General features: G+C 68.1%; 22 protein-coding genes and 2 tRNA genes. 8 read left to right on the forward strand and 16 right to left on the reverse strand.

What is annotated here, in order from left to right; genetic code table 11:
- Positions 1-98: 98 nt before the first annotated feature.
- Together AB0C26_RS12540 and AB0C26_RS12545 are read right to left on the reverse strand one after the other, a co-directional pair.
- Positions 99-1,058: a hypothetical protein gene (locus AB0C26_RS12540; protein ID WP_360245963.1), complete on the reverse strand. Its 960-nt coding sequence runs from the start codon at positions 1,056-1,058 to the stop codon at positions 99-101.
- 5 nt (positions 1,059-1,063) lie between these two features.
- Complete coding sequence (locus tag AB0C26_RS12545; protein ID WP_360245966.1) at positions 1,064-2,668, reverse strand: N-6 DNA methylase; 1,605 nt, start codon at positions 2,666-2,668, stop codon at positions 1,064-1,066.
- 117 nt (positions 2,669-2,785) lie between these two features.
- Here AB0C26_RS12545 and AB0C26_RS12550 point away from each other — a divergent pair.
- From AB0C26_RS12550 to AB0C26_RS12560, 3 genes are all read left to right on the forward strand, one after another.
- Positions 2,786-2,859 (forward strand) — tRNA-Met (locus tag AB0C26_RS12550).
- Positions 2,860-2,974: 115 nt separating this feature from the next.
- The gene (locus tag AB0C26_RS12555; protein ID WP_360245969.1) at positions 2,975-5,122 is read left to right on the forward strand and encodes an AIPR family protein; all 2,148 of its coding nucleotides are present in this window, start codon (positions 2,975-2,977) and stop codon (positions 5,120-5,122) included.
- Between the two features lie 10 nt (positions 5,123-5,132).
- A complete protein-coding gene (locus tag AB0C26_RS12560) occupies positions 5,133-6,251 on the forward strand; it encodes a Gfo/Idh/MocA family oxidoreductase (RefSeq protein WP_360245972.1) in 1,119 nt (372 codons plus the stop codon).
- Here the strand turns inward: AB0C26_RS12560 and AB0C26_RS12565 are convergent.
- The 5 genes from AB0C26_RS12565 to AB0C26_RS12585 form a co-directional block, all read right to left on the reverse strand.
- On the reverse strand, positions 6,239-7,012 hold the full coding sequence (locus AB0C26_RS12565) for a prolyl oligopeptidase family serine peptidase (RefSeq protein ID WP_360245975.1): 774 nt from the start codon (positions 7,010-7,012) through the stop codon (positions 6,239-6,241). The genes AB0C26_RS12560 and AB0C26_RS12565 overlap by 13 nt on opposite strands.
- 10 nt (positions 7,013-7,022) lie before the next feature.
- A complete protein-coding gene (locus AB0C26_RS12570; protein ID WP_360245978.1) occupies positions 7,023-7,625 on the reverse strand; it encodes a hypothetical protein in 603 nt (200 codons plus the stop codon).
- A 68-nt stretch (positions 7,626-7,693) separates the two neighbouring features.
- Positions 7,694-8,464, reverse strand: a complete 771-nt coding sequence (locus tag AB0C26_RS12575) for a hypothetical protein (protein WP_360245981.1) — start codon at positions 8,462-8,464, stop codon at positions 7,694-7,696.
- The gene (locus AB0C26_RS12580) at positions 8,461-9,006 is read right to left on the reverse strand and encodes a SigE family RNA polymerase sigma factor (RefSeq protein ID WP_360245984.1); all 546 of its coding nucleotides are present in this window, start codon (positions 9,004-9,006) and stop codon (positions 8,461-8,463) included. The genes AB0C26_RS12575 and AB0C26_RS12580 overlap by 4 nt, the downstream gene beginning before the upstream one ends.
- Positions 9,007-9,042: 36 nt before the next feature.
- The gene (locus AB0C26_RS12585; RefSeq protein WP_360245987.1) at positions 9,043-9,678 is read right to left on the reverse strand and encodes a TetR/AcrR family transcriptional regulator C-terminal domain-containing protein; all 636 of its coding nucleotides are present in this window, start codon (positions 9,676-9,678) and stop codon (positions 9,043-9,045) included.
- Positions 9,679-9,719: 41 nt separating this feature from the next.
- Between AB0C26_RS12585 and AB0C26_RS12590 the strand changes: the two genes are divergently transcribed.
- Together AB0C26_RS12590 and AB0C26_RS12595 are read left to right on the forward strand one after the other, a co-directional pair.
- The gene (locus tag AB0C26_RS12590; protein ID WP_360245990.1) at positions 9,720-9,947 is read left to right on the forward strand and encodes a hypothetical protein; all 228 of its coding nucleotides are present in this window, start codon (positions 9,720-9,722) and stop codon (positions 9,945-9,947) included.
- A 27-nt stretch (positions 9,948-9,974) separates the two neighbouring features.
- Positions 9,975-10,047 (forward strand) — tRNA-Arg (locus AB0C26_RS12595).
- On the opposite strand, the gene AB0C26_RS12600 is transcribed toward AB0C26_RS12595, so the two are convergent.
- The gene (locus tag AB0C26_RS12600; RefSeq protein ID WP_360245993.1) at positions 10,029-10,586 is read right to left on the reverse strand and encodes a TetR/AcrR family transcriptional regulator; all 558 of its coding nucleotides are present in this window, start codon (positions 10,584-10,586) and stop codon (positions 10,029-10,031) included. The genes AB0C26_RS12595 and AB0C26_RS12600 overlap by 19 nt on opposite strands.
- A 55-nt stretch (positions 10,587-10,641) precedes the next feature.
- On the opposite strand from AB0C26_RS12600, the gene AB0C26_RS12605 reads away from it, so the two are divergent.
- Entirely contained in the window at positions 10,642-12,333 is a 1,692-nt protein-coding gene (locus AB0C26_RS12605; RefSeq protein ID WP_360245996.1) for an ABC transporter ATP-binding protein, read from the forward strand.
- Here the strand turns inward: AB0C26_RS12605 and AB0C26_RS12610 are convergent.
- The 6 genes from AB0C26_RS12610 to AB0C26_RS12635 form a co-directional block, all read right to left on the reverse strand.
- Complete coding sequence (locus tag AB0C26_RS12610) at positions 12,314-12,526, reverse strand: helix-turn-helix transcriptional regulator (protein WP_360245999.1); 213 nt, start codon at positions 12,524-12,526, stop codon at positions 12,314-12,316. The genes AB0C26_RS12605 and AB0C26_RS12610 overlap by 20 nt on opposite strands.
- Positions 12,526-13,002 (reverse strand): DUF2975 domain-containing protein, encoded by a 477-nt coding sequence (locus AB0C26_RS12615; protein WP_360246001.1) that lies wholly within the window; start codon positions 13,000-13,002, stop codon positions 12,526-12,528. The genes AB0C26_RS12610 and AB0C26_RS12615 overlap by 1 nt, the downstream gene beginning before the upstream one ends.
- Before the next feature lie 31 nt (positions 13,003-13,033).
- Entirely contained in the window at positions 13,034-14,200 is a 1,167-nt protein-coding gene (locus AB0C26_RS12620; RefSeq protein ID WP_360246004.1) for an MFS transporter, read from the reverse strand.
- 35 nt (positions 14,201-14,235) lie between these two features.
- Positions 14,236-15,669, reverse strand: a complete 1,434-nt coding sequence (locus AB0C26_RS12625) for an aminotransferase class V-fold PLP-dependent enzyme (RefSeq protein WP_360246007.1) — start codon at positions 15,667-15,669, stop codon at positions 14,236-14,238.
- Positions 15,670-15,698: 29 nt separating this feature from the next.
- On the reverse strand, positions 15,699-16,586 hold the full coding sequence (locus tag AB0C26_RS12630; RefSeq protein WP_360246011.1) for an NAD-dependent epimerase/dehydratase family protein: 888 nt from the start codon (positions 16,584-16,586) through the stop codon (positions 15,699-15,701).
- Between the two features lie 96 nt (positions 16,587-16,682).
- On the reverse strand, positions 16,683-18,674 hold the full coding sequence (locus tag AB0C26_RS12635; RefSeq protein WP_360246014.1) for a glycosyl hydrolase family 28-related protein: 1,992 nt from the start codon (positions 18,672-18,674) through the stop codon (positions 16,683-16,685).
- Positions 18,675-18,868: 194 nt separating this feature from the next.
- Here AB0C26_RS12635 and AB0C26_RS12640 point away from each other — a divergent pair, with 194 nt between their 5' ends.
- Complete coding sequence (locus AB0C26_RS12640; RefSeq protein WP_360246017.1) at positions 18,869-20,053, forward strand: CehA/McbA family metallohydrolase; 1,185 nt, start codon at positions 18,869-18,871, stop codon at positions 20,051-20,053.
- Positions 20,054-20,070: 17 nt separating this feature from the next.
- Positions 20,071-21,297 (forward strand): HDOD domain-containing protein, encoded by a 1,227-nt coding sequence (locus tag AB0C26_RS12645; RefSeq protein WP_360246020.1) that lies wholly within the window; start codon positions 20,071-20,073, stop codon positions 21,295-21,297.
- Positions 21,298-21,301: 4 nt separating this feature from the next.
- Here the strand turns inward: AB0C26_RS12645 and AB0C26_RS12650 are convergent, their stop codons facing one another.
- Positions 21,302-22,459, reverse strand: a complete 1,158-nt coding sequence (locus AB0C26_RS12650) for a DUF6596 domain-containing protein (RefSeq protein WP_360246023.1) — start codon at positions 22,457-22,459, stop codon at positions 21,302-21,304.
- Positions 22,456-22,785 carry a YciI family protein gene (locus AB0C26_RS12655; protein ID WP_360246026.1) on the reverse strand — a complete coding sequence of 110 codons (330 nt, stop codon included), beginning with the start codon at positions 22,783-22,785 and terminating at the stop codon, positions 22,456-22,458. Before AB0C26_RS12655 ends, AB0C26_RS12650 begins: the two co-directional genes overlap by 4 nt.
- Between the last annotated feature and the right edge of the window lie 2 nt (positions 22,786-22,787).

Here is a 22,787-nt window from a genome sequence, read left to right on the forward strand (position 1 = left end):
CTCACCGAAGTCAAGCCCTCTGTAAACAAACCTCAAAGTTTGCCCGAACGCCCCGCGTAGCGCCCATCCAGTGGCTTCTGCAGTCACTACGTGACGAGCTACAGCTCCTCGAGTTCCTCTTCGATCTCTTCTTCGACCGCTTCGGCGCTGGACAAGAAGATGTGGTACTTGTCCGACTCGCTCAGATGATCGAGGAATGACTGGCGAAGCTCCTGCATTCCGAGGTAGTACTTCCGGAACGACTCGCTGACCTCATCTGCCCTGTTCCGGCTGGGCGCCACCGGAATGAGGATTTCGCGGTAACGGCTACCGACGTCCTCGCGGTTGGTCTGCATGAAGACGATCCGGTCCCATTGCCGGCGCACCGCCCGCAGGCTCATGGCCCACAGCAGGTAGAAGTTGTCGAAGCCGGAGTCCTCGGCGGCGTGGAGCACCAGGATCTCCTTGGTGAGCACCAGCCTCTCCTGGCCGGGCATGAGAACCGCGAAGTCGCCGATGTTCTTGCTGGTCCGAATGGGCGTGAGGATGTCGTACGGCGACAGACCTGAGGTCTTTCCGCGCCAGAACCGCTCAGCGACGACATCCGTCACCCGGTTGGTCGGATTGATGTTCACCTGGCCGGCCCTCAGGTCGGACACCTTGATGTACGGAACCATGCCGGTCCGGAGGTCAGCGCTCGGACTGCCGTGCCCCGGCCGCGCGACGACGCGCCCGTCGTCAATCAGGTCACCTAGAGTCACAGCCTCGAAGCCGGAAAATTCCGGCTCTTCGAGGAGAGTCTTGAAGTTCGCGACCGATCGGTCGTCGAAGTAGACCGGAACCGCCTGCAAACCGGGCTCAAGCCTCTCCCGTTCGACCCACCGGGAAGTCGCAGTCGTTTCCTTGTCCCAAATTACGTTGTTGACGTCCTCGAGAACCTTGTCGTCCAGTTCGCCGGTCCGAGTTCCGGTCCGCGGGTCGACGACATAAAGTTCTTCGCCATCTTTGTTGATGCCGACGGTGGGCGCGTATGAAACGAAGACGTAGCCGTCTCTGAACCAGCTGGGTCGGTGTGCCATCACGCCTACCTCTTCTCGAAGACGTACAGGTTGGTCTTGGCTCGGCAGAAGCCTTGGAAGGCCTCCATCGGAATATTGACGACACCACGCAGGATGAATCGACTCTCGAGCCATTTCGGCAACCAGTTGTAGGTCGCCGAGAAGAAGTACGTTTCCGGCAAAATGATGCCCAACCGACCACCGCTCACCAACAGTCGATGTGCACGCTCAAGGAAGACGAGTCCAATTTCGAGCGCCCGATACTGGCCGTTTTCCCGCTGGGCGATCGTGTACTTGTTGCGACGCGCCTCCACGCTGCTGACCTTGAGGCCCTGGCCGAACGGCGGGTTGGTGAGAACCACCGTGAACGACTCATCGGCGAGGGGCTTGAGGAGGTGCGGGTAGTCGCGCTCCCAGCGATCCTCGCGGATCGAGTCGCCGGCATGAATGTTGACCGGCCCATCGCCCAGGCTGAGCATGATCGCTCGGGCGAGCTTGACGTTGATCGCGTCTTTGTCGACGCCGTATATCTGCCGATGAGCCCGCGCGCGCGCCGCAGCGTCGGCCATGTCGCTGCTTGATCTGATCAACTCGGTCACGGAAAGGAAGGACTCCACCAGAAATCCTCCGGTACCGCAGGCGGGATCGATCACCTTGTCGCTCGGGGTGATCTCCATCAGCCGGACAGCCGCCTCGATCACTCTCTGCGGAGTGAAGTACTGCCCTTCGCCCGCTTTGAGGTTGGCCCGCCGAAATACCTGGAAAGCCGACGAAATAGCTTCCGGCCTCATGTCGACCAGGTTCAGCCCGGAGAGTTCGTAGACCACGTCCTGAATACTGTGATCATCCAGGTCGAGATCGGCATCGTTTGGATCGGTGAAGACGTCCGGCTGAAACCTGGTCAAATCGGCGAACATGCCACGAATCTTCTTCGCGGTCTCGGCTTCGCCGCCTGCGGCAAGCTGGAATTGCACCGGCTCGCTCGGCGACGCCTGGGCGCTCTTGTCCGACTCGATCTTCAGGAGCAGAAGGTTGCAGAGCTCGTTCAACTGCGTCTCGGACCGCGTGGCGCGGCTGTCGCGGGCCACCACCGCATCGAGCAGACGCTTGAAGACCGAGCGAAGGCTGCCGTTTTGAGGAACGCTGAGGTCGTCGTAGGTGAGAGGTTTCTCGGACGGCAGCTCGAGTTGCTCGGCCGGCTTCGGCACCCCGCGATTGCGTTGGTGTTTGAAGTTCCCGTCCGGGAGTTTGTAGACCCGCACATTCTCTTGACCGTTGGTCCAGTAGCCGAGCTTGGCGCGAGGCTCGCGGGCCAGGTAGATCTCGAGTTGCGAGATGCCTTGCTCGAGCTGGGGTGCCTTGAACTCGAACAGAACCACGACGTGCTGCCAGTCGTCGACGTGCGCAGCATCATCGAAGAGGGCCAGGTCAACCGGCCACGAGGCGAACGACTTGCCGCCCTCGCGCTGCGCAGCATCGTGCGGAGACTTGGGGACACGCCACTCGGGCTGCCAGCGCACCTGATCCCGGCTCCAACCGGCCTTCGCGAGCTCCTCGATGATGGGCAGACGAACCTGCTGGTGCTCAGGACCGCTCAGTGTTCGGTTGTAGTCCGTGTTCTCTCCAGGCACCGAGCCATCCTATGGGCTGGGTACGACACTTCTGGGCAGCGACCCGTCCGCCTGACGGGGTCCCTCGGGGGTCGGCCGGCGGGTCCCGATATACCCGGACTATGCTGGATTCGCCGACGCGGGGTGGAGCAGCTCGGTAGCTCGCTGGGCTCATAACCCAGAGGTCGCAGGTTCAAATCCTGTCCCCGCTACAAATGTTCCAAGCCGTCCTCCGCGTTCGTCATCGCGGATGACAGGAAAGCCTCGGGCCGCTATCGCGTGCGACAATCCACTTCGCACTCCGCTCTTCGGCTCGAGGAGGCCCATTTGAGCTCGCCCAGCCACCGATCCGGTGCCCGCGACGTAGCTCTGCAGGTCCGTCAGACCGAGGCGGCTCTCCGCTCGGTCTACATCAACCCGGGTCTGCTCAACCTCGAAGATATCGAGGGACGGCCGGAGGAGGAGCGCGCTCCTCGCGCTCTTTCGCGGGCGCTCGCCGCCCAGGCCGTGCGCATAGTCACCGGGTGGGCCGCACCGGATGCGGCGCTCACCGTCATCGACGGCGTCGCTGATCAGGGCATCGACGCGATAGCGGTGGTGGAGAAGCCCGAACCGCACGTCTTCCTGGTGCAGGCGAAGTGGAGCAAGAACGGGAACGCGAACGCCGACCGATCCGGGGTGATGGAGCTTCTGGCCGGCCTGCGCCTCATCGACGACGAGGAATTCACACCGTTCAACCTCCGCGGGCGGATCCTGGCCGAGCAGGCCAAGAACGTCATGTCACAGGGACCCGTGCCGGTCACGCAGGTCATCGTTCTGATGCGGGCCGATGACGTGCCGCTCGGATTTCTCGATGCGGTCCAGGGCGGAGAGCGCGAATTCAACCGTCACGGCAACGTGCTCGACAGCCGTATCATCCTCGCGTCCGAGGTCTGGGCATCGGTTCGCGACGACATGTCCACGCGGCCGGTCGACTTGGACGCCGAGCTGTTCCCGTGGTTCCCCATCAGCACGCCGTACATTTCCTACCAGGGCGTAGTGGAGGCGGAACAGGTTGCCCGGTGGGTCGAACACGGTACGAACCTCTTCCAGCTGAACATCCGAAACCCTCTCGGGCGCACCGCGATCAACAACGAGATAATCGAGACTCTGACCGACGAGCCGGCGCACTTCTGGTACTTCAACAACGGCATCACCATCCTTTGCGAGTCGGCGGACGCCGTCCCTCAGTCGATTCGATCGCCGCAGATGAAGCCGATCAAGCTGACGCTGCACAACGCGAGTGTCATCAACGGGGCCCAGACCGTCCGGTCCGTCGCGGAGGCCGTTGCCGCTGACGAGGAGGCCGGATCCGCCCAGGTCGGTGTGCGCATCATCGTGACCGGCAAGGCGGAGGAATTCGCCAAACGCGCCACCCAGGCAACGAACCGCCAGAATCGGGTGGAGGCACGCGACTTCATCGCGCTCGATCCGGTACAGGCCGCCATCCTCGAGGACATGCGCGCCGAGCTCGGTCTCGAATACAGCGTGCGCCGAGGCGAGTTGGAGCCGGAGCGCGATACCGGCTGCTCGGTCGTCGAAGCTGCTTGCGCGCTGGCCTGCGCTCACTCGGACAGCCAGTACGCGGCCCGGATCGCGACTACGCTCGATGTCCTCTGGGAACGTGGCTCGCAGGGCATCTATGACATCCTGTTCCGGCCGCAGCCCGGTGTTTATGCCGTTTGGAACACCGTGCTGGTTCTGCGGGAGGTGCGCCGTGTCCTGCACGAACTGAAGCCGCAGTATCAAGGCCGCGGCGCCGCCCTGATCGAGCACGGCGCGTACCTTCTCACCCATCTGGTGTTCCGTCGGCTCGACACCGATGGGATCGATGAGCCCGATTCGAGGCTGGAGTGGTCACGGCAGGCGCTGAACCAAGTGAAGATCCTGATTGAGGAGCTTCTGCCGAGGGTGGCCACGACCATCGACGATCTCTTTTCGGACCGTGCGCAGATCCGAGCCGTCTGCTCTGACGTCACACGTTGTCGCGAGATCACCGAACATGTGCTGACCTCGCAAGGAACCTCTCAAGTGTCAAGCAACAGGTATCGCCGGATGCCGCCAGGACGTACCCGTCGCCCCAACGCGGTGTCGGTTCTGGTGGACAAGGCAGTTCTCCCCGAAGGGGAGCCTCTCACCCTTGTCGTCTCGGTGCCCAGCGAGGTGGAGGCCTTACACCAATGGCTGGCCGAAGACCCTAAACGCGGACGCGGTATCTGGGTTCCCCATCGCGGCAAGCCGATCATCTGGGCTGCCGACGGCCGGCCCTACTCACCATCGGGACTGGTCTCTCGCATCTGGGAGCTGGCCGGCTGGGAGAACCGGCCAGTAGCCAATCAGGGAACCGCTCGATGGACTGTCAGCTCCGGAGAGACGCTGGCGGAGCTCGCCTGGCGCACCCTGAGCGAGATCGATTCCGCTGATGAAGCCAGTTAGCGAGCCGAGGATGACGGAAAGATCGGTCGGCGTCGCTGTTGTGGGGTTCGGGTGGATGGGGCGGGTGCACACGCAGGCGTATGCGCGGGTGCCTCATCACTTCGCTGATGTGCCGGCGGTGCGGCTTGTTTCGGTGGCGGATGACGTGCCGGGGCGGGCTCAGGCGGCGGCCGCGCGGTACGGGTTCGGCCGGTCGGTGGAGAGCTGGCGGGAACTCGTCGACGATCCTGCGGTTGAGGCGGTCAGTATTACCGCGCCTAACTTTCTGCATCGGGAGATGGGTGCCGCGTTCGCGGCGGCCGGGAAGCACATCTGGATCGAGAAACCGGTGGGACTCAACGCCGATGACGCCCGGGCGATCGTCGGGACTGGTCAGGTCGCTGTGGGGTTCAACTACCGGAACGCGCCGGCCGTTGAGCGGGCCAAGGAACTCATCGCCGGTGGGGAGATCGGGTCCGTCACCCATGCGCGGTTTCGGTTTCTCAGTGACTATGCGGCTCATCCGGATGGGGCGTTGAGCTGGCGGTTCGAGCGGGACCGCGGCGGCAACGGGGTGCTCGGGGATCTCGGGGCGCACGGTGTCGACCTGGTGCGGTATCTGCTGGGGGAGATTGATTCGCTGGTTGCCGACACCGCGATTTTCATTCCTGAGCGGCCTCGGCCGACCGGAGCTACGGAGGGGCATCAACGCGGCAGCGGTGAAGCGGGAGTTGTGGAGAACGAGGACTACTTCGGCAGTCTGCTCCGGATGGTGAATGGGGCGCGTGTCACGCTCGACTGCAGCCGGGTCGCGGTGGGTGAACAGAACAGCTACGGGTTCGAGATTCATGGGACCGAGGGAGCGCTGTACTGGGACTTCCGGCGCATGGGTGAGCTGGGCATTGCCGGCGGCGGCGACTATTTTGTGCGGCCGGGCGACGGCGACTTCGGGGCGTTTCAGCCGGGGGCGGGCATTCCGATGGGGTACGACGACCTGAAGGTGATCGAGGCGGCTCGGTTTCTGCGGTCGATCGCCGAGGGGAAGCCGTACGGGGCAACGCTCAAAGATGCCATTCGCAGTGCCGAAGCGCTCGACGCGATGGAGCGCTCGGCGGCGACCGGCGCCTGGGTGCAGCTTCAGAACAAGTAGCGGTCGAACCATTCGACGGCCAGTCTGTCCACCGCCGCGGCGTGTGGCGTCTGCGGTGCCGGGTCTGTTCCCGGTTGCGGGGCCAAGGCGTGGGCCATGTCCGGTACGACTTTCCAGTCGACAGTCGCACCGGAGGCGGTCAATGCGTCGACGGCGGCGCCCACCGGATTCAGGATGACGTCCGGCATGTCGTCGGCGCCGGTGATGAAACGAATGGCGGCATCCGCGATGTCCGCTGAGCGGGCGACGAAATCGACTCGGGACGCCACCGCGGAGGACGCGGAACTCCACGTGTACGGGTTGTCGTGAACGACCGACAGGGCGTCGATGGTGTCCCGCATGCGGACCACGGGATTGACCAGTACGGCGGCGTGCGCGGCGTAACCGCTCTCCGCCATGACCAGCTGAGCCGCCGCGCCGCCCATCGAGCCACCCATCATTCCGAGGGGAACGTCGTCGGCGATGCCGTTCTCGCGGCGGATGGAGGCGAGAGCGGACGGGAACTCGGCGAGCGCGCCGAAAAGGACGTGCTGGTAGAGACTCAGAACGGCGTCTTCGCCGAGCAGGCGCCAAAGCTCGTCCCGATCCGAAGTGGGCAGTGGCAGGCCCAGGTAGATCTTCCACGCGTCCAGGCCGTCGAGCGGCACGGCGGCGGCGAATGCGGACGGCGTACGAGGCGCGTCGAGCAGGTGATATCCGACCACCACCGGAGCCTCGGGGCGGGGACCACCGGATGGCGGCAGCACTACATGCGGAACCATGACGACGAGGCTATGCGACGCGGAGGTCGCCGAAGCCGGACACGATGAGGTCGGCGCGCCGCCACGGCTGGTCGGACAGGAAGAACGGAATCTCCTCCGCCATCCATTCGTCCCATTCGCGCTCGGCGTCGGCCATCGGCAGGCCCTTTTCGACGACGTCCCGTTGCAGGCCGCGCGCGCGGGCCTCGTCGAAAGGCGACTGCACCCACACGGCCACGTCGAGGTAGCGGGCCAACTCGCGGCGGGAGGCGCCACAACCCTCGACGATCACCGCGGATGCGGAGGCGGGAACAAAGATCTCCCCGGTACGCCCGTGAGCCTCCCACCCGGGTGGCGTGAAACGCACATCCTCGCCGGAACGCAGCGGTGCCAGGACTCCGTCGATCATGGCTGGCGCCCAGTCGAAGCGGGAATGCCACCAGGCCACGTCATCCGTGTGGACGAGGACAGCGCCGTCGATCGAAGCGGCCAGAGACGACGCGAAAGTCGTCTTTCCGGAGCCGCCGCGGCCGTCGACGGCGATGACGCGGGGGCCGCTGCCACGCGAGAAACCGTCGTCGAGAAGCGCTTCGACGACGGTTTCCATGCTTTCGGCCTGCCACGGGCCGGCCACCGGTTCACCCGGCCCGGGAAACATGCCCCGAGGCTACCCAACCGAGCCAAATCGGCCGTACGGGCCGATCAGCCGACACCCTGCTGGGCGCCCTTGTGGACGTGGACGCCGGCGCCGAGCTCGACGATCTGGCTTTCGCTCAGGCTGAGGCCCTGCCAGACCTGGACGATCATGTAGATGCCGGAGGGCTGCTTGACCCACAGCTCCCAGCCGGTGTCGCCGCCGGGGGCGGTCGGGGCCGGGCCGTCGGGGGTCATGTCCTGGAGGCTCTTGAGGAGTACGCCGTCCTGGTCACCGACCTTGACCTTCTTGCCCTCGCGGCCCGGGCCGCTCTGGTCCTTCGACTCCAGCATCACGACGATCTTGTCGGCGAAGTGGTTCGGGTCGTAGATCGGGTCGGCCGACGGGTCGACGTCCGGGCCCGGGTTCTTGGCCTTCTCGGGGGCGAAGACCAGCGAGTAGTTGTCGTCGTTCTGGATGAACCAGCCCGACGGCACCTTGTCGACGGTGAAGCCCTTGGGCTGCTCGCCCTTGTAGGCCACGAGCTGTACCTTCGCGGCGGGACGAGCGGCGGGGCGGTCGGCGGGGCGATCGACAGCGCGATCGGCGGCGATCGGCGCGGCGGACTCGCCGGCACCGCCGGTCGTGGTCACCGCGAACACCGCGACCAGGGCCGCGACGCCGAACGCGGATCCGGCGACCGACTGCAGGGTGCGGCGGCGGCGCAGGGCCCGGCGGCCGCGGACGACATCGGCCTCGGCGAGAGCCCGGACGGTGGTGGGGTTGGTCTCCGGCGCGGGGCCCGCGATCTTCTCGAAGTGACGGCGCAGGTCGCTCATCGGGTGGCTCCTTGGCTGCTGAGAAAGGTGGTCTGCGCCGAGTCGAGCGCAGTGCGGAGACGGTCCAGCCCACGGGCGGTCTGGCTCTTGACGTTGCCTTCGGAGCAGTTGAGGGCGTCCGCGGTCTCGGCGACACCGAGGTCGTGGAAGTAGCGGAACACCACCGCCGCCCGCATCCGCGGCGGCAGCTCGCGCAGCGCCTGCCGCACGGCCTCGCCCACATCGCCCGTGGCCTCGGCGAAAGCGACCTCGGGGAGCTCGGCCACCGGGCGTTCCCGTCGCCGCCAGATCCGCCGCCGCTCGTCGATCAGCGCGTTCACCAACACCCGGCGCACGTACGCGTCGGGGTTGTGCGCGCGCCGGAACGCCGGCCACGCCACGTACAGCTTCGTAAGCGCCGCCTGGACCAGGTCCTCCGCCAGGTGCGTGTCGCCCGCTGTGAGCAGGGTCGCCGTGTGGAGAAGGCGAGGCCGCCGGCCGACCACGAACTCGTGGAACTGCTCGTCTCGCTCGGTTCTGCCCGAGCCGCTGTCTCGTCTCACGCCCCGATGACGATTCCGCCGGCGGCGAGGTTGCATCTATCCGAGAAGGACATGGAGACCACTCTCGAAAAGGTCGTCGTCGTTCCATTCACCCGGATCGAGGTGGCCGGAGGCGGTCAAGGTCGGGTAGGCGCCGGGGTCGGCGGTGATGTGCCGGCGCGCCTGGGCCGGGTCGGCGACGGCGGCGGTCGCGGCGGCGCCGACCACGAAGTTGGCCAGCAGGCGGGTGGCCACTGCCAGGTCGTGGCCGGTCAGGCCGCCGCGGATGAGGGTGGCCTGGAGGAATTCGGTACGGGCGAGGACGTTCGGGCCGAGCATCGGGCGGCCGATGAGGGTGACCGACCACGGATGACGCAGCATGGCGTCGCGCCAGCCCCGGATCAGGTCACTGACGTCGGCCCGCCAGTCGGCGGTCGCGGCCGGGAGGCGTACCTCGGAGAAGATCTCGTCGACCGCCAGGTCGAGCACGTCGTCCTTGGTGCGGACGTGCCAGTAGAGCGCGGTGGCGCTGACGTCGAACCGCTGCGCGAGCCGGCGCATGGTCAGCCCGTCGAGGCCGTCCGCGTCGAGCAGGGCGATCGCCGCCTCGACGATGCGTTCCCGGGTGAGCGGCGGCGGGCGGCGGGGGCGCTCCGGCTCGGCGCGGAGCCAGATGCTGTCGGTCTTCGGCACCGAACGATGATAACCCGACTTAACAACGTTAAATTGCTTGCATGCCTCTCGTACGGGTTCAGGTCGACAGCAGTCGAGGCGCGGCAAAGAAGGTGCTCGCCCTCCATCGGGCCGGAAAGGTGGACCGGCCGTCGCGGGAGGCGGCCCGTGACGCGGTGATCCGGCTCGGCCGTACCCCCGCAAGCGACCCCGTCTTCGTCGGGGTGACGAACGGCGAGCCGGTCCGCCTGCTGTACGACGTCGAGGTCTATCTGCACGCGACCCCATGAACACGCCACTGGTACCCTCGCGAGGACGGGCTCGTAGCTCAGTGGATAGAGCAACCGCCTCCTAAGCGGTAGGTCGCGCGTTCAAATCGCGCCGGGCCCACGGACGGCATTGGCCAGCGTCCTGGTCAGCAGGTCCAGGACGTGGTGGCGGGAGGCGCCGGGGCGCTCGGCCAGATATGACCACGCGGCGTAGAGCTGAGACCACATCAGGCTGATCACCCAGTCGGGCGGCAGCACCGGGTCGATGGAGCCGTCGGCGTGGCCGCGGCGGATCACCGCGTCGAGGTCGGGCTGCTCCCCCTCGGTGTAGCAGGCACCGTCGGGCTCGCTGAAGACCAGCGACAGCAGCGAACCCAGGTCGAAATACTCGCGGCAGAGCCGCAGCAGCGCCTCGGCGCCGGTCCCCTTGTCCAGCTCGGCCAGCCGGGCGGCGCGGGTCAGGCGTTCGCCGCCCTCGACGGCCACGGCCGCCATCAGGTCGGCCCGCTCGGCGAAGTACCGATGCAGGGTGGTGCGCCCGACCTCGGCCGCGGCGGCGATGTCGCCCAGGGAGCAGGACGGGTTGCCGGCGAGCAGGGTGATCGCGGCGTCGACGATCGCCTGCCGGGTGCGGTTCTTGATGCCGGAGGTCACGCGCATACCTTACGGGAATTGGCATTGCCCGCGATGGAACACCTGTGTTCCACTACAGAACATGCAGATTCTCCTGCGCCTCCTTCGGCCGCACTGGCCGGTCCTCGCCCTCGGGCTGCTTCTCGGACTGATCGCCAACGCGGCCAACCTCGCCGCCCCGCTCGCCACCAAGCGGATCATCGACACGCTCGGCGACGGCGGCGCGCTGACCGGGCCGATCACGCTGCTGCTCGGGCTCGTCGTCGTGGGCGCGGTGATCGGGCTCTGGCAGTGGATCCTGATGGGCACGCTGGCCGAGCAGGTCGTGCTCGACGCGCGGGTCTCGGTCATCCAGCGCTACTTCCGGGCCCGGCTGGCCGAGCTGACCGGGCGCCCGGCCGGCGAGCTGGTCACCCGGGTCACCGCCGACCCGGGCCTGCTGCACGCGGCTTCGTCGAGCATCGTCGGCCTGATCAACGCGGGTCTCGCCTTCATCGCCACCCTGGTGCTGATGGGCACGCTCGACCTCGTGCTGCTGCTGTGCACGCTGGCCGCGGTCGTCGTGATCGGCATCGTCATGGCGACGCTGCTGCCGACGATCAGCCGGGCGCAGAAGGCGGCCCAGGACGCGGTGGGCAACCTCGGCGGCGAGCTCGAGGGAACGCTGCGGGCGATGCGGACGGTGAAGGCGAGCCGGGCCGAGTCCCGGCAGGAGGCGCGGATCGATGCCGACGCCCAGCGGGCGGCGGCGCACAACGTGCGGGCCGCGAGGCGGGCCGCCTGGGTCTGGACGGTCGCCTGGAGCGGCATCTCCTTCTCGGTGATCGCCGTGCTGGGGGTCGGCGCGTGGCGGGCCGACGCGGGTCTGCTCGAGGTCAGCAGCCTGATCGCGTTCCTGCTGTACGCCTTCCAGCTGATGGGGCCGATCGGCGAGCTGACCCAGAACGTCACCGCCCTGCAGTCCGGCATCGCGGCCGGGCGGCGCATCAGCGAGGTCTACGCGATGGACGAGGAAACCTCGACTCCGCGCGCCTCCGCCGCCATGCCCGAAGCGCCCGTTCTGGCCATGCACGATGTCACCCTGCGCTACGGGTCGACCGAAGCGCTCAAGACGATAAATCTGGACATTTCGTCAAGGGGGCACACAGCGATCGTCGGACCCTCCGGCGCCGGCAAGACCTCGCTCTTCTCGCTCATACTGCGCTTCCTCGATCCCCAGGAAGGCCAGGTGCTGCTGCACGGGCGGCCATATGAAGACCTCACGCATGCCGAGATTCGGGACCAGTTGGCGTACGTCGAGCAGGAAGCCCCCGTGGTCCCGGGCACCATTCGGGAAAACCTCATGCTTGGCAATCCCGGGGTGACCGAGAGTGAGCTGTGGGATGTGCTGGAGCGGGTGAGACTCCGCGAGAAGGTCGACAACCTGGACAGTCCGATCTCGGCGACCGAGCTCAGCGGCGGGGAGCGTCAGCGGATCGCGCTGGCCCGGGCCCTGCTGCACTCCCCCGCGGTCCTGCTGCTCGACGAGGCGACGGCCCAGGTGGACGCGCTGACCGAGGCGGCGCTGCACCGGTGCGTACGGGAAAAGGCATCGGAATCCGCCGTGGTGACCATCGCGCACCGGCTGTCGACCGTGATCGACGCCGACCGGATCATCGTGATGCAGGACGGGCGGGTCCGGGCCGAGGGGACGCACGAGTCGCTGCTGGCCACCGACGAGCTCTACCGCGGCCTGATCGAGGCGCTGCGGATCGCTACTCCGGCTCCGGTATGAATTCGAGGAGGTCGCCGGGCTGACACTCGAGGACGCGGCACATCGCCTCGAGGGTGCTGAAGCGCACCGCCTTGGCCCGGCCGTTCTTGAGCACGGCGACGTTCGCCGGGGTGAGCCCGACCTTCTCGGCGAACTCGCCCACGCTCATCTTGCGTTTGGCCAGTTCGACGTCTATGCGCACCACGATGGGCATCAGATGACCGCTTCCATGTCGGTCCGCAGCGTAGTGGCCTGCCGCAGCAGCGCTCGCAGCACGGTGATGAGCAGCCCGAGCACGGTGACGCCGGTGGTGGCCAGGAACAGCAGCAGCGGCAGGCCGGGGTCCTCGGCGTTGAAGCCGACGTAGAGGAAGACGCCCACCAGCGTCACCCAGCCGGCGCCGAAGGCCCAGAGGATCACGTCGACCCAGACCAGCGACGCCGGCGTGAAGATCCGGTCTTTGCGGACCAGGGTGAGCAGCTTCCACGTCGCCACGATCACGGCCTGAACGCAGAGCACCCAGAAGATCGTGACGATCGTGGCCGGCCATCTCAGGTAAGCGCCCTCGGGAGCCTCCCGGGCCATGTGGGCGAACTGACCCGGGAGCGACACGGTCTGAAAGAAGATCAGGACCGCGAAAAGGAGGGCGAGGAAGACACGGAGGGGCGCGACGACCCGATGCGCGAACATGCATCGACTATCGCTCGTTACCTATCGAAAATCAATAGGCAGCGGCGGGCGTCCGCGAACGAAGACCCGTCGCCCACACCCCCAGGCCCACCAGAGCCAGGACCGCGCCGAGTACGCAGGCGCCGGTCCAGCCGTAGCGGTCGTGCAGCACGCCGGTCAGGGCCGAGGCGAGCGCCCCACCCGAGAAGACGGTGGTCATGAAGACGGTGTTGATCCGGGCCCGGGCGTTCTCGCGCAGCGCGTAGATCTCGTGCTGGCTCATCACCTGGTGGGCCTGCACCGCGAAGTCGAGAAGGACGCCGGCCAGAGCAAGCACGATGACGCTGCCGTGACCCACCGCGGCCAGGATCAGCATCAGCGCCGCCAGCAGCAGGGCACCCCCGCTGGCCGCCTTGCCGTGGCCGCGGTCGGCGAACCGGCCGGCGATCGGGGCGGCCAGCGCGCCGCCCGCGCCGATCAGCGCGAAGACCGCGATCGCGCCCTGGCTGAAGCCGTGCTCGTCGATCAGCTCGTAGCCGATCGCCGTCCAGAACGCGGTGAACGCGCCGAACAGCGTGGCCTGGCTCAGCGCGCGGCGGCGCAGCGCCGGCTCCTCGCGCACCAGCGTGCCGACCGAGCGCAGCAGCGAGCCGTAGCCGGCCGTGTGGTCGGCCGGCCGCACCGGCAGCATCCGGCGCAGCACCACGGCCAGCACCACCATCAGGACTGCCGAGATGAAGTAGATCGCCCGCCAGCCCCACACCTCGGCCACCAGGCTGGAGAACGTGCGGGCCAGCAGGATGCCGAGCAGCAGGCCGCTCATCACCTTGCCGACCAGCGCGCCGCGCTGCTCGGCCGGAGCCAGATGGGCCGCCAGCGGCACCAGGATCTGCGCCACCACCGACGTCACGCCGACCAGGACCGAGACGACCAGGAAGATTGAGTACGCCGGGGAGACCGCCGCCAGGAGCAGGGCGATCGCCGTGCCGCCGAGCATGCGGGTGGTCAGCTTCCGGTTCTCGACGAGATCGCCGAGGGGCAGCAGGAAGAGCAGCCCGACCGCGTACCCGACCTGGGTCAGCGTGACCACGACGGTGGCCGCGCCCTGACTCACGTGGAACGAGTCGGCGATCAGGTCGAGCAGCGGTTGCGAGTAGTAGAGGTTGGCCACGGTGAGACCGCAGGCCACGGCCAGAACGAAAACGAGGGAACGTCGCACGACAGTTGATCTACCCGCCGGCCACCCTGTTCGCCTCAGTGACAACCGTTACGCACGACCCGAAAACTTGCCAATTCCGGATCGGACGCGTCGGGGATTACCATGCCCGCCGCGCGCCCGGCACGCAGATACTTCACGACCGCGTCGTTGAAGCGCTCGCCCGGCAGGATCGCCGGGACGCCCGGCGGGTAGGGGCTGATCATCTCGGCCGAGATCCGGCCGGCCGGGTCGGCCACCTGCTCGGTCTCGGCGAAGTACGCGTCGCGGGGGTTCATCGCCTGGTCGAGGTCGAGCTCGTCCAGCGGCGGCACGGCGGGCGCCGGCCGGTCCGGCGCCGGTGGCTCGGCCACCAGATCCTCGAAGGCGGTGGCCAGCCGCTCCATGGCCACCTCGGAATCGGAGTAGGTCAGCGAGCAGATCACCCGGCGCGAGTCGCCGAGCTGCAGGCTCAGGCGCCGGCGCTCCGACATCCAGTCCATGACCTGGTAGCCGGTGAGGCCGAGGCCGGAGACGTCCACCGAGAGCTTCATCGGGTCCCACTCGGCCACGGCGTCGTGCCCGATGATCGACTCGTCCATGACCAACAGCGGGGACAGCTTGCCGAGCCGGGCTCGCAGGTGGTTGGTCCGGCGCAGCGCGTCGTCCAGCAGCTGGCGGCCCTCGGCCACCATCCGGCGGCGGAAACCGTCGATCGAGCCGTAGAGCAGCGCCGACGGGCTCGTGGTGGTGATCAGGTCGAGCCGCAGCCGCAGGTCGACCGGGTTGACCAGGTCGCCGCACATCAGGATCACCGAGGCCTGGCAGAGGCCGCCGTCGGCCTTGTGCAGGCTCTGCACGACGATGTCGGCGCCGGCCTGGATGGCCGCGGTGGGCAGGTCGTCGTGGAATGGGAAGTGCGCGCCCCAGGCCTCGTCGACCAGCAGCGGGACGCCGTGCTTGTGGCAGGCCCGGGCGATACCGCGGACGTCGGCGCCGGTGCCGTACTCGGTCGGTGTGATCATCAGGACGGCCGAGACGTCCGGTTCCCGCTTCAGGGCGGCGGCGACGTCGCTCGCGGTGGCCGGGTGGGCGATCTGGTTCTCGGCGTCCCAGCGCGGGCGCAGCCACACCGGCTCGGCGCCGGCCAGGATCAGCGAGGCCACCACCGACTTGTGTACGTTCCGGTCGACCAGCACCTTCCGGCCGGGCCCGGTGACGGTCAGCATCGCGGTGTGGATCGAGATGCTGGAGCCACAGGTGGTGAAGACGGCGTGGTGAGCGCCGACGGCATCGGCCAGCAGTTCCTCGGCCTCGGAGACCGCGCTCTTCGCGAAGATGACGTCGGCCTCGAAGGCGCCGCGCGACAGCACCGAGGCGGTGCGGTCGTCAATGCCCAGGCCGAGGCGGTGGCCGGGCAGGGCGAAGGAGTACTGGTCGTTGTGCCGGAACTGCTCGATGGCGTCCAGCACCGGGGTGCGCCGCTGATCCATACGGCGGCGCGTTCCCGGTTGATCACCCGTTAAACGGGGTGGGCCGCCACGAAGGACGCGATGTACTCGTCCAGGTGACGCTCGGGGCGCCAGCCCAGCTCGGCCGCCCTGGTGTTGTCGGCCTGGCCCCGGACGCGCTCGCCGCGCAGGGCGGGAACCAGCTCGTACGGCACACCGAACATCTTCGCCACCTCGAGGATGGGGCGCTCGTGGCCGGCGCCGAGCAGGTAGCCGTCGCCGCTGCCCTTCTGGGCGACCAGCACGATGCCGCGCACGATGTCGTCGATGTGGGTGAAGTCGCGGGTCTGGGTGCCCGGCGAGACCACCGGCAGCGGCTCGCCGCGCAGGTAGCGGTCCTCGAAGATGCCGATCACGGTCGCGTACTTGCCGCTGGTGATCTGGCCCGGCCCGTACACGTTGTAGAAGTAGGTGATGGCGAAGTCGAGGCCGAACCAGTCGGCGTAGTTCTTGATGTACTCGATGTTCTTCGCCTTGGTCCAGGCGTACGGGTTCAGGTTTTCGTCCTGGCCGTCGTTGCCGAACTTCGAGCTCGAGCCCGCGTAGATCAGCTTGGACCCGTTGGCCGACGCGAACTTCACGACCTCCTTGGTCCCGTGGAGGTTGAACTCCCAGGTCAGGTCGTGGTCGTCGAACGACTGCACGATGCGCGAGTACTCGCCCAGGTGAAAGACGATCTCGGGGCTGGGCAGGCCGCGACCGGCCCAGATCTTCGCGAGGTCGACCGTCGAGCCGTCGATGTAGGTCACCCGGGGGTCGTTCACGTGATTTTCCGGCACACCGGTGAAGTAATTGTCGAGCGACACGATCGCCGCCCCGGGGAAGTCGGTCAGCAGTGACTTGATCAGAGCGGAACCGACAAATCCGGCACCACCGGTGACCAGCAGCGTTTGACTCAAAACTTCCTCCGTACGACGTTCCCCGGCCGACTCGGGCGAGGCTACCAAGGAAACGCCGCCCCACCGGAATCGTCCGATGGGGCGGCATCCTTCGGGCTACCAGGTGGAGGGCGCGGGCGGCGCGACCACCGGGGGCCTGTCGTCGCAGGTGATCGTGTTGGGCAGCATCCACGGGGCCAGCCAGCCGCCGTCGTTGCCGCCGAGATCCGACAGTGCGAACTCCGACCCCTCGGGCGTGAAGTGGAACGTGCCGCAGTTGTTCACGCCGACCGCGCCCACGTTGCGGGCGTCGACGTTCTCGAACGTGGCGCCGCCGGCCACCCGGGCGCTGAGAACGCTCGTACCGGTGCCGTCGACCCTGATGTCCTTGAAGTGCAGATCGGTGATCGAGTAGAGATCCTTCACCGGCCAGTCGGCGACCAGCATGATCGCGTTGTAGGTGCTGTCCAGGAAGTGGTCGCCGGTCACCCGGATGTCGGCGTCGATGTTCCGCTCCAGCGCGTAGATCCAGATCGCGCCCAGGCCGATGTTCCAGTTCAGTTCGTACGTGCCCGCGCGCACCGTGGTGTTGTCGGTGATCCACAGGTGGCCGGTGAACGGCTCGGCCCCGAACCGGGAACCCGCGTGGATCGCGCTGCCCTCGCGGATCGGGTCGGCGACCAGATTGTTCGACACCGTGATGTCGTGGCCGCCGTAGATCGCGATGCCGTTGGCCAGCGTCGGCGTCTGCACGGTGTTGCGGTCGAACGTGTTGCCGGAGTTGGTGACCTTCTCGGCCCACATCGCCAGCGCGTCGTCGCCGGTGTTGCGGACGAAGTTGCCGCGCACCAGCGAGCGGGTGACCCCCGTGTGGAAGTTCAGCCCGTCGGCGATCTGGTCGACGATGATGTTGTTGGTGACCCTGGTGTTCGCCATCGGCCCGTCGAACCAGAGACCCACCTTGGTGTGGTGGATGTAGAGGCCGTCGATGGTCGAGTCGCTCATCGCGCCGCCGACGCCATTGACCTGGTCGGTGTCGATGCGCTCGCGGACGTCGCCCTCGATCGCGAAGCCGGACAGACGCACGTTGCGGCTGCCGCCGTCCTTGGCGTCCTTGCCGTAGAAGCCGACGCCGGTGTGCACGGATCCGTCCGGCGCCGGGGTGCTCAGCGCGACCTCGCGGCCCTTGATGATCGTGTACCAGTTGCCGGCGCCCTCGATCGTCACGTCGTCGACGATGATGTGCCGGTTGACCTGGAAGGTGCCCGGCGGCACGTACACCTTCAGTTTGGCCTTGCGGGCGAAGGCGATGGCCCGGTCGAAGGCCGGGGCGGAGTCGCGGCGCCCGGTCGGGTCGGCGCCGAAGGCGAGGACGTTCGCCGCGACGAGGCTGACCTTGGGCGGCGCGACCAACTCGGAGTCGAGCAGGTCGATGACGGTCCACGCGGCCTTGTCCGAGGCGGTGAGGCGGACCTTCTCGCCGGCCCGGACCGTCTGGCCGAGCGGGAGGCGCTGCTCGTCGTAGAAGTGCATGGGACGGAACGGCTTGGCGATCACCGGCGCCGGGGTGGTGGCGGCCGGCACGCAGGCGCACTCGGTGATCCACCAGTCCGGGTGCAGCAGGTCGGCGTTGGGGTCGTTGGTGAACTGGTACTGGTTGTAGAGCCAGGAGTACTGCGAGGTCAGCGTCATCGCGCGGGTCAGGTTGCCGGCCTTCACGGTCAGCGGCGCGGTGATCCCGCCGCCGTTCGGCGCGTCCGGCAGGCTGTATCGCACGGTGATCGCGTTGGCCGCCCGGGGCAGCGTGAACTCGACCCACTGGCCCGGCGTGAGCCGCACGGCGGAACGGCCGGACGCCTCGGCGGGAAGCGTGTAGGCCGTGCGGTCGGGGCCGATGACGGCACCGTTCGTCCGGGCGTTCTCGGCCTCCTGCTCGTGGAAGCCGACGGCTGCGCCCCGGCCGGCGACGAGGGCGGGGTCGAGCCCGGCGCGGGTGACTTTCGGCGCCGGCGAGGCGGGAGCCGCGTAGGCCGCGCCCCCGCTGAGGACGGTTCCCAAGGCTGTGGCGGCCGCGATGGCCCAGCCGCCACGTCTCAGTTCCAGGAACATCGACGAACTCTTCTCTACGGAGGAGGGAGCTTGCCGGTGACCATAGGTCCGGTGTGACGAAGTGCACAAGATGCTGTCGTCTAATTTCGCGCTGCTGTTCGGTGTTTGCGCTCTACGAATCTCCTTCTTGCACCTTTCGACCCCTTGCGGGGGTTCAACCACGCCGGGTGCCCGGATCTTGAGAAGCTGCCTGCATGTCATCGGACGAACACCCCCATAAACACCATTTCGCCCGACGCTCCGTGCTGGCCGCCGCCGGCGGGATGCTCATGCTCGCGGCCGCACCCGGCAGTGCCCGGGCGGCCGTCGCCGGACGGCGCCGATCCCCGATCAGCCACGGCACCCGGCTCGTCGAAGCCGACCTGCACAACCACACGCTCATGTCCGACGGCCACGGCGACCCCGCGCTCGCCTTCGCCTCGATGCGCTCGGCCGGACTCGACGTGGCCGCGCTGACCGACCACTCCAAGCTCCTCGGCATCGACGGGCTCAACCACGCCGAGTGGAGCCGCACCGGGCAGCTCGCCGACAAGGCCGACGAGCCCGGCGCCTACACGGCGATCCGCGGCTTCGAGTGGTCGCACTCGGCCCTCGGCCACGTCAACGTCTGGTTCACCGACGACTACACCGAGCCCACCATGACCGGCGGCATGCGCCGGCTCTACGACTGGATCGCCAACACCTCCGGGATCTGCGGCTTCAACCACCCCGGACGGCAGTTCCTGCGCTTCGACAACTTCGCCTACCACCCGGCACTGCGCCGGCAGATGGTGAGCCTGGAGATGTTCAACAACCGCGACGACTACCTCTTCGAGGGCTGGCCGCTGCAGGGCTCACCACTGAACGCCTGCCTCAACGCGGGCTGGCGGACCGGGATCACCGGTGTCGCCGACGAGCACGGCACCGACTGGGGCTTCGACGAAGGCCGGGGGCGCACCGGCATCTGGGTCACCGAGAACACCCGGGCCGGCGTGCTCGAGGCGATGCGGCGCCGCCGCTTTTTCGCCACCCGGGTGAGCGGACTACGCCTGGACGCGCGGGCCAACGGCGTACGGATGGGAAAGCACCTGCCCCTCACCAAGGGTGACGTGAAATTCGAGCTCGACCTCGACCGGGGCCGCCACTGGGAAGGCCGGGAACTGCTGGTCCAGGTGCTACGGCCCGGCGGTCAGGTCCCCGAGGTGGCCGACGTGATCGCCGTCGAGGTCGGCCGGGTCACCCGGTTCACCGTCCCGCTCGACGCCGCCGACGGCGACTGGGTCCTGCTGCGCGTCTCCGACCCCGGACAGGAGAACGACTCCCCCGGACCGCTCGGCCATCCCTGCAACGACTGGGGCGTCGCCTACTCGAGCCCGTGGTGGCTCAAGTCGGATGAGTAGTGGCCGATAGCAGCGGTGTGACATCCACCGCCTCCTCGACCGGCACCCAGCTCGTGCACGTGGGCCGCCAGCCGATCTTCGATGAGCAGGGCGACGTGTTCGCCTACGAACTGCTCTTCCGCGGCAGCATGGAAGCGGTCGCGGCGGGACGGCAGGACACGTACGCCACCAGCACGGTCATCGTGAACGCGTTCACCGAGTTCGGCATCAACGAGGTGGCCGGCGGCCGGCTCTGCTTCATCAACCTCACCCGGGAATTCCTCACCGGGCAGCTCGCCCTCCCGTTCGGCCCGGCCCAGGTGGTGCTCGAGGTGCTGGAGACGGTGCAGATGGACGAGGAGGTCGTCGCCGGCATCACCCGGCTGGCCGAGGCCGGATACCGGATCGCGCTCGACGACTTCGTCTGGGGCTCCGGGCACGAGCAGCTGTTCGGCATCGCCTCGTACGTCAAACTCGACCTGCTCGACGGCGACCTGAGCAACCTCGACGAGGTGGTGGCCGCCTGCCGGCAACACCCCAACATCAAAATCGTGGCCGAGCGGCTGGAAACCGACGAACAGCTCGCCCTGGCCGACCGCTACGGCATGGAATTGCGTCAGGGGTACGCCCTCTCGCACCCCCAGGTGCTCACGGTGGCCAGCCTGTCACCGTCCCGCCTGCGGCGCCTCGAACTGGTGGCGGCGCTGAGCGCGCCCGACGCCGACCTCCCCCGCATCGTCTCGATCATCGCGAGCGACCCGGCCCTGTCCCTGCGCGTGCTGCGGGCGAGCAACTCGGTGGCGGCCGGCCACGCGAACCGGGTCTCATCGGTCCAGCAGGCGGTGGTGATGGTGGGCCTGCCGCACATCCGCCAGTGGGCGATGCTGATGGTGCTGGACGAGGTGGGCGGGGCGACCGAGGAGCACATGCTGGACGTGCTGACCCGGGCCCGGCTCTGCGAGAACGTGGCCCACTCGTTCGGCGCCCCGTCGGACGCGGCGTTCATGGCGGGAGTCATCACGGGGGTGGCGGGCGTGCTGGGCATGACACCGGCCGACATGGCGGAGCAGTTCCCACTGCACCCACAGGTGGCGGCGGCCCTGACCAACGGGACAGGCTCGCTGGGTCAGGTGCTGCAGGCGGTGGACGCGTACGAACACGGCGAATGCGGCCCGGCCGACGTGAACCTGGTCGGCGAGTACATGGACGCGGTGCGCTGGTCGACGAAGGCCCTGGACGCCACCAACAAGCTGGCCGCGGCCTGAGGCATCAGGGCTTACGCGGCTCGCTGTGGACGCGCTTGAGCAGGGCTCGCCGTTCCGGGCCGTCAGGCACCGCGGCCGCGGCCCGGCGGAACAGGTCTAAAGCGCGGTCCGCCTCGCCGCCGCGCTCTCGCAAGTCGGCCTCCACGGCCAGCATGTACCCCTCGGGAGCGCCGCTCACCGAGGCCAGCAGCGACAATCCGGCCGCCGGGCCGTAGGCGTAACCATGTGCCACGGCCCGATTCAGTTCGACCACCGGTGTCGGCTGCACCCGCGCCAACTCGTCGTACCACGAAGCCGCCGACCTCCAGTCGGTGCTCTCCCCCGCGTGGCAGGCCGCGATGTGCGCCTGGATCGCATATGGACCTTCCACCGGCATACCGGACAAGATCTTCACCGCCTCGTCGATCGCCGCCCGGTCCCAGCGGGAACGGTCCTGCCGCGCGAGCGTGATCGGGTCGCCCGCCTCGTCGCGGCGGGCGGCTCGGCGGGAATGCTGCAACAGCAACAGGGCCAGCAGTCCCGCCACTTCCGGCTCGCCCGGCATCAGCGCCGCCAGCATGCGGGCCAGCCTGATCGCCTCGTCGGCGAAGGCCGGCTCGCCGTCGGCGTCGTAGCCTCGGGTGAACAGCAGGTAGAGCACGGCCAGTACGCCCGGCAAGCGTTCGCCCAGGTCGGCCGGTACGCGGTACGGGATGCGGGCGGCCGCGATCTTCGACTTGGCCCGGGTGAGGCGGCGGGTCATGGTGGCCTCGGAGACCAGGAAGGCGCGGGCGATGCCGGCCGTGGGCACCCCGGCGACCGTACGCAGGGTCAGCGCCACCCGCGCCTCCAGCGACAGCGCCGGATGGCAGCACGTGAAGATGAGCCGCAGCCGGTCGTCGGACGGCGCAGAATTCCCCGAGCTCGCAAGCATCGCCATCTCCCGCAGCTTGGTCTCTTCGACCGCGGCGCGCCGCAGCACGTCGACGGCCCGGTTCCGGGCGACCGTCATGAGCCAGCCGCCCGGGTTGCCGGGCACGCCGTCGCGCGGCCATCGCTCCAGCGCGGCGGTCAGCGCGTCCTGGGCGCAGTCCTCGGCCAGGCTCCAGTTCCCCGTCACCCGGATCAGGGTCGCGACGATCCGGGCGTACGAGTCCTGGGCCGCCTCAGCTACTTCCTTCACAGGTCCGCGAAGGGGCGGAGCTCGATCCGGCCGTTGTAGGCCATCGGGTGGGCCGCCGCCACGGCGATCGCCTCGTCCAGATCAGCGCACTCCAGGATGTCGAATCCCACGATCACCTCTTTGGTCTCGGTGAACGGGCCGTCGGTGAGCAGCACCTCGCCGCCGCGGACCCGGACCGTGGTGGCGGCCGACGTGGCGCCCAGCACGCTGCCGGTGACCCGGCGGCCGGCGGCGTCGTTCTCGGCGACCCACACCTCGATGTCGGGCACCCGTGACTCGTGGGTCTCCGGCTCGGTGTCGGTGCAGACGAACATCATGTACTTCATCG

The sequence above is a fragment of the Actinoplanes sp. NPDC048796 genome (assembly GCF_040650035.1).
GTDB lineage: Bacteria > Actinomycetota > Actinomycetes > Mycobacteriales > Micromonosporaceae > Actinoplanes.

Coding starts and splice junctions, on each gene's coding strand:
- AB0C26_RS12540 (WP_360245963.1), bottom strand. CDS start 1,058: ATGGCACACCGACCCAGCTGGTTCAGAGACGGCTACGTCTTCGTTTCA.
- AB0C26_RS12560 (WP_360245972.1), top strand. CDS start 5,133: ATGACGGAAAGATCGGTCGGCGTCGCTGTTGTGGGGTTCGGGTGGATG.
- AB0C26_RS12565 (WP_360245975.1), bottom strand. CDS start 7,012: ATGGTTCCGCATGTAGTGCTGCCGCCATCCGGTGGTCCCCGCCCCGAG.
- AB0C26_RS12575 (WP_360245981.1), bottom strand. CDS start 8,464: ATGAGCGACCTGCGCCGTCACTTCGAGAAGATCGCGGGCCCCGCGCCG.
- AB0C26_RS12590 (WP_360245990.1), top strand. CDS start 9,720: ATGCCTCTCGTACGGGTTCAGGTCGACAGCAGTCGAGGCGCGGCAAAG.
- AB0C26_RS12600 (WP_360245993.1), bottom strand. CDS start 10,586: ATGCGCGTGACCTCCGGCATCAAGAACCGCACCCGGCAGGCGATCGTC.
- AB0C26_RS12605 (WP_360245996.1), top strand. CDS start 10,642: ATGCAGATTCTCCTGCGCCTCCTTCGGCCGCACTGGCCGGTCCTCGCC.
- AB0C26_RS12610 (WP_360245999.1), bottom strand. CDS start 12,526: ATGCCCATCGTGGTGCGCATAGACGTCGAACTGGCCAAACGCAAGATG.
- AB0C26_RS12615 (WP_360246001.1), bottom strand. CDS start 13,002: ATGTTCGCGCATCGGGTCGTCGCGCCCCTCCGTGTCTTCCTCGCCCTC.
- AB0C26_RS12625 (WP_360246007.1), bottom strand. CDS start 15,669: ATGGATCAGCGGCGCACCCCGGTGCTGGACGCCATCGAGCAGTTCCGG.
- AB0C26_RS12635 (WP_360246014.1), bottom strand. CDS start 18,674: ATGTTCCTGGAACTGAGACGTGGCGGCTGGGCCATCGCGGCCGCCACA.
- AB0C26_RS12640 (WP_360246017.1), top strand. CDS start 18,869: ATGTCATCGGACGAACACCCCCATAAACACCATTTCGCCCGACGCTCC.
- AB0C26_RS12655 (WP_360246026.1), bottom strand. CDS start 22,785: ATGAAGTACATGATGTTCGTCTGCACCGACACCGAGCCGGAGACCCAC.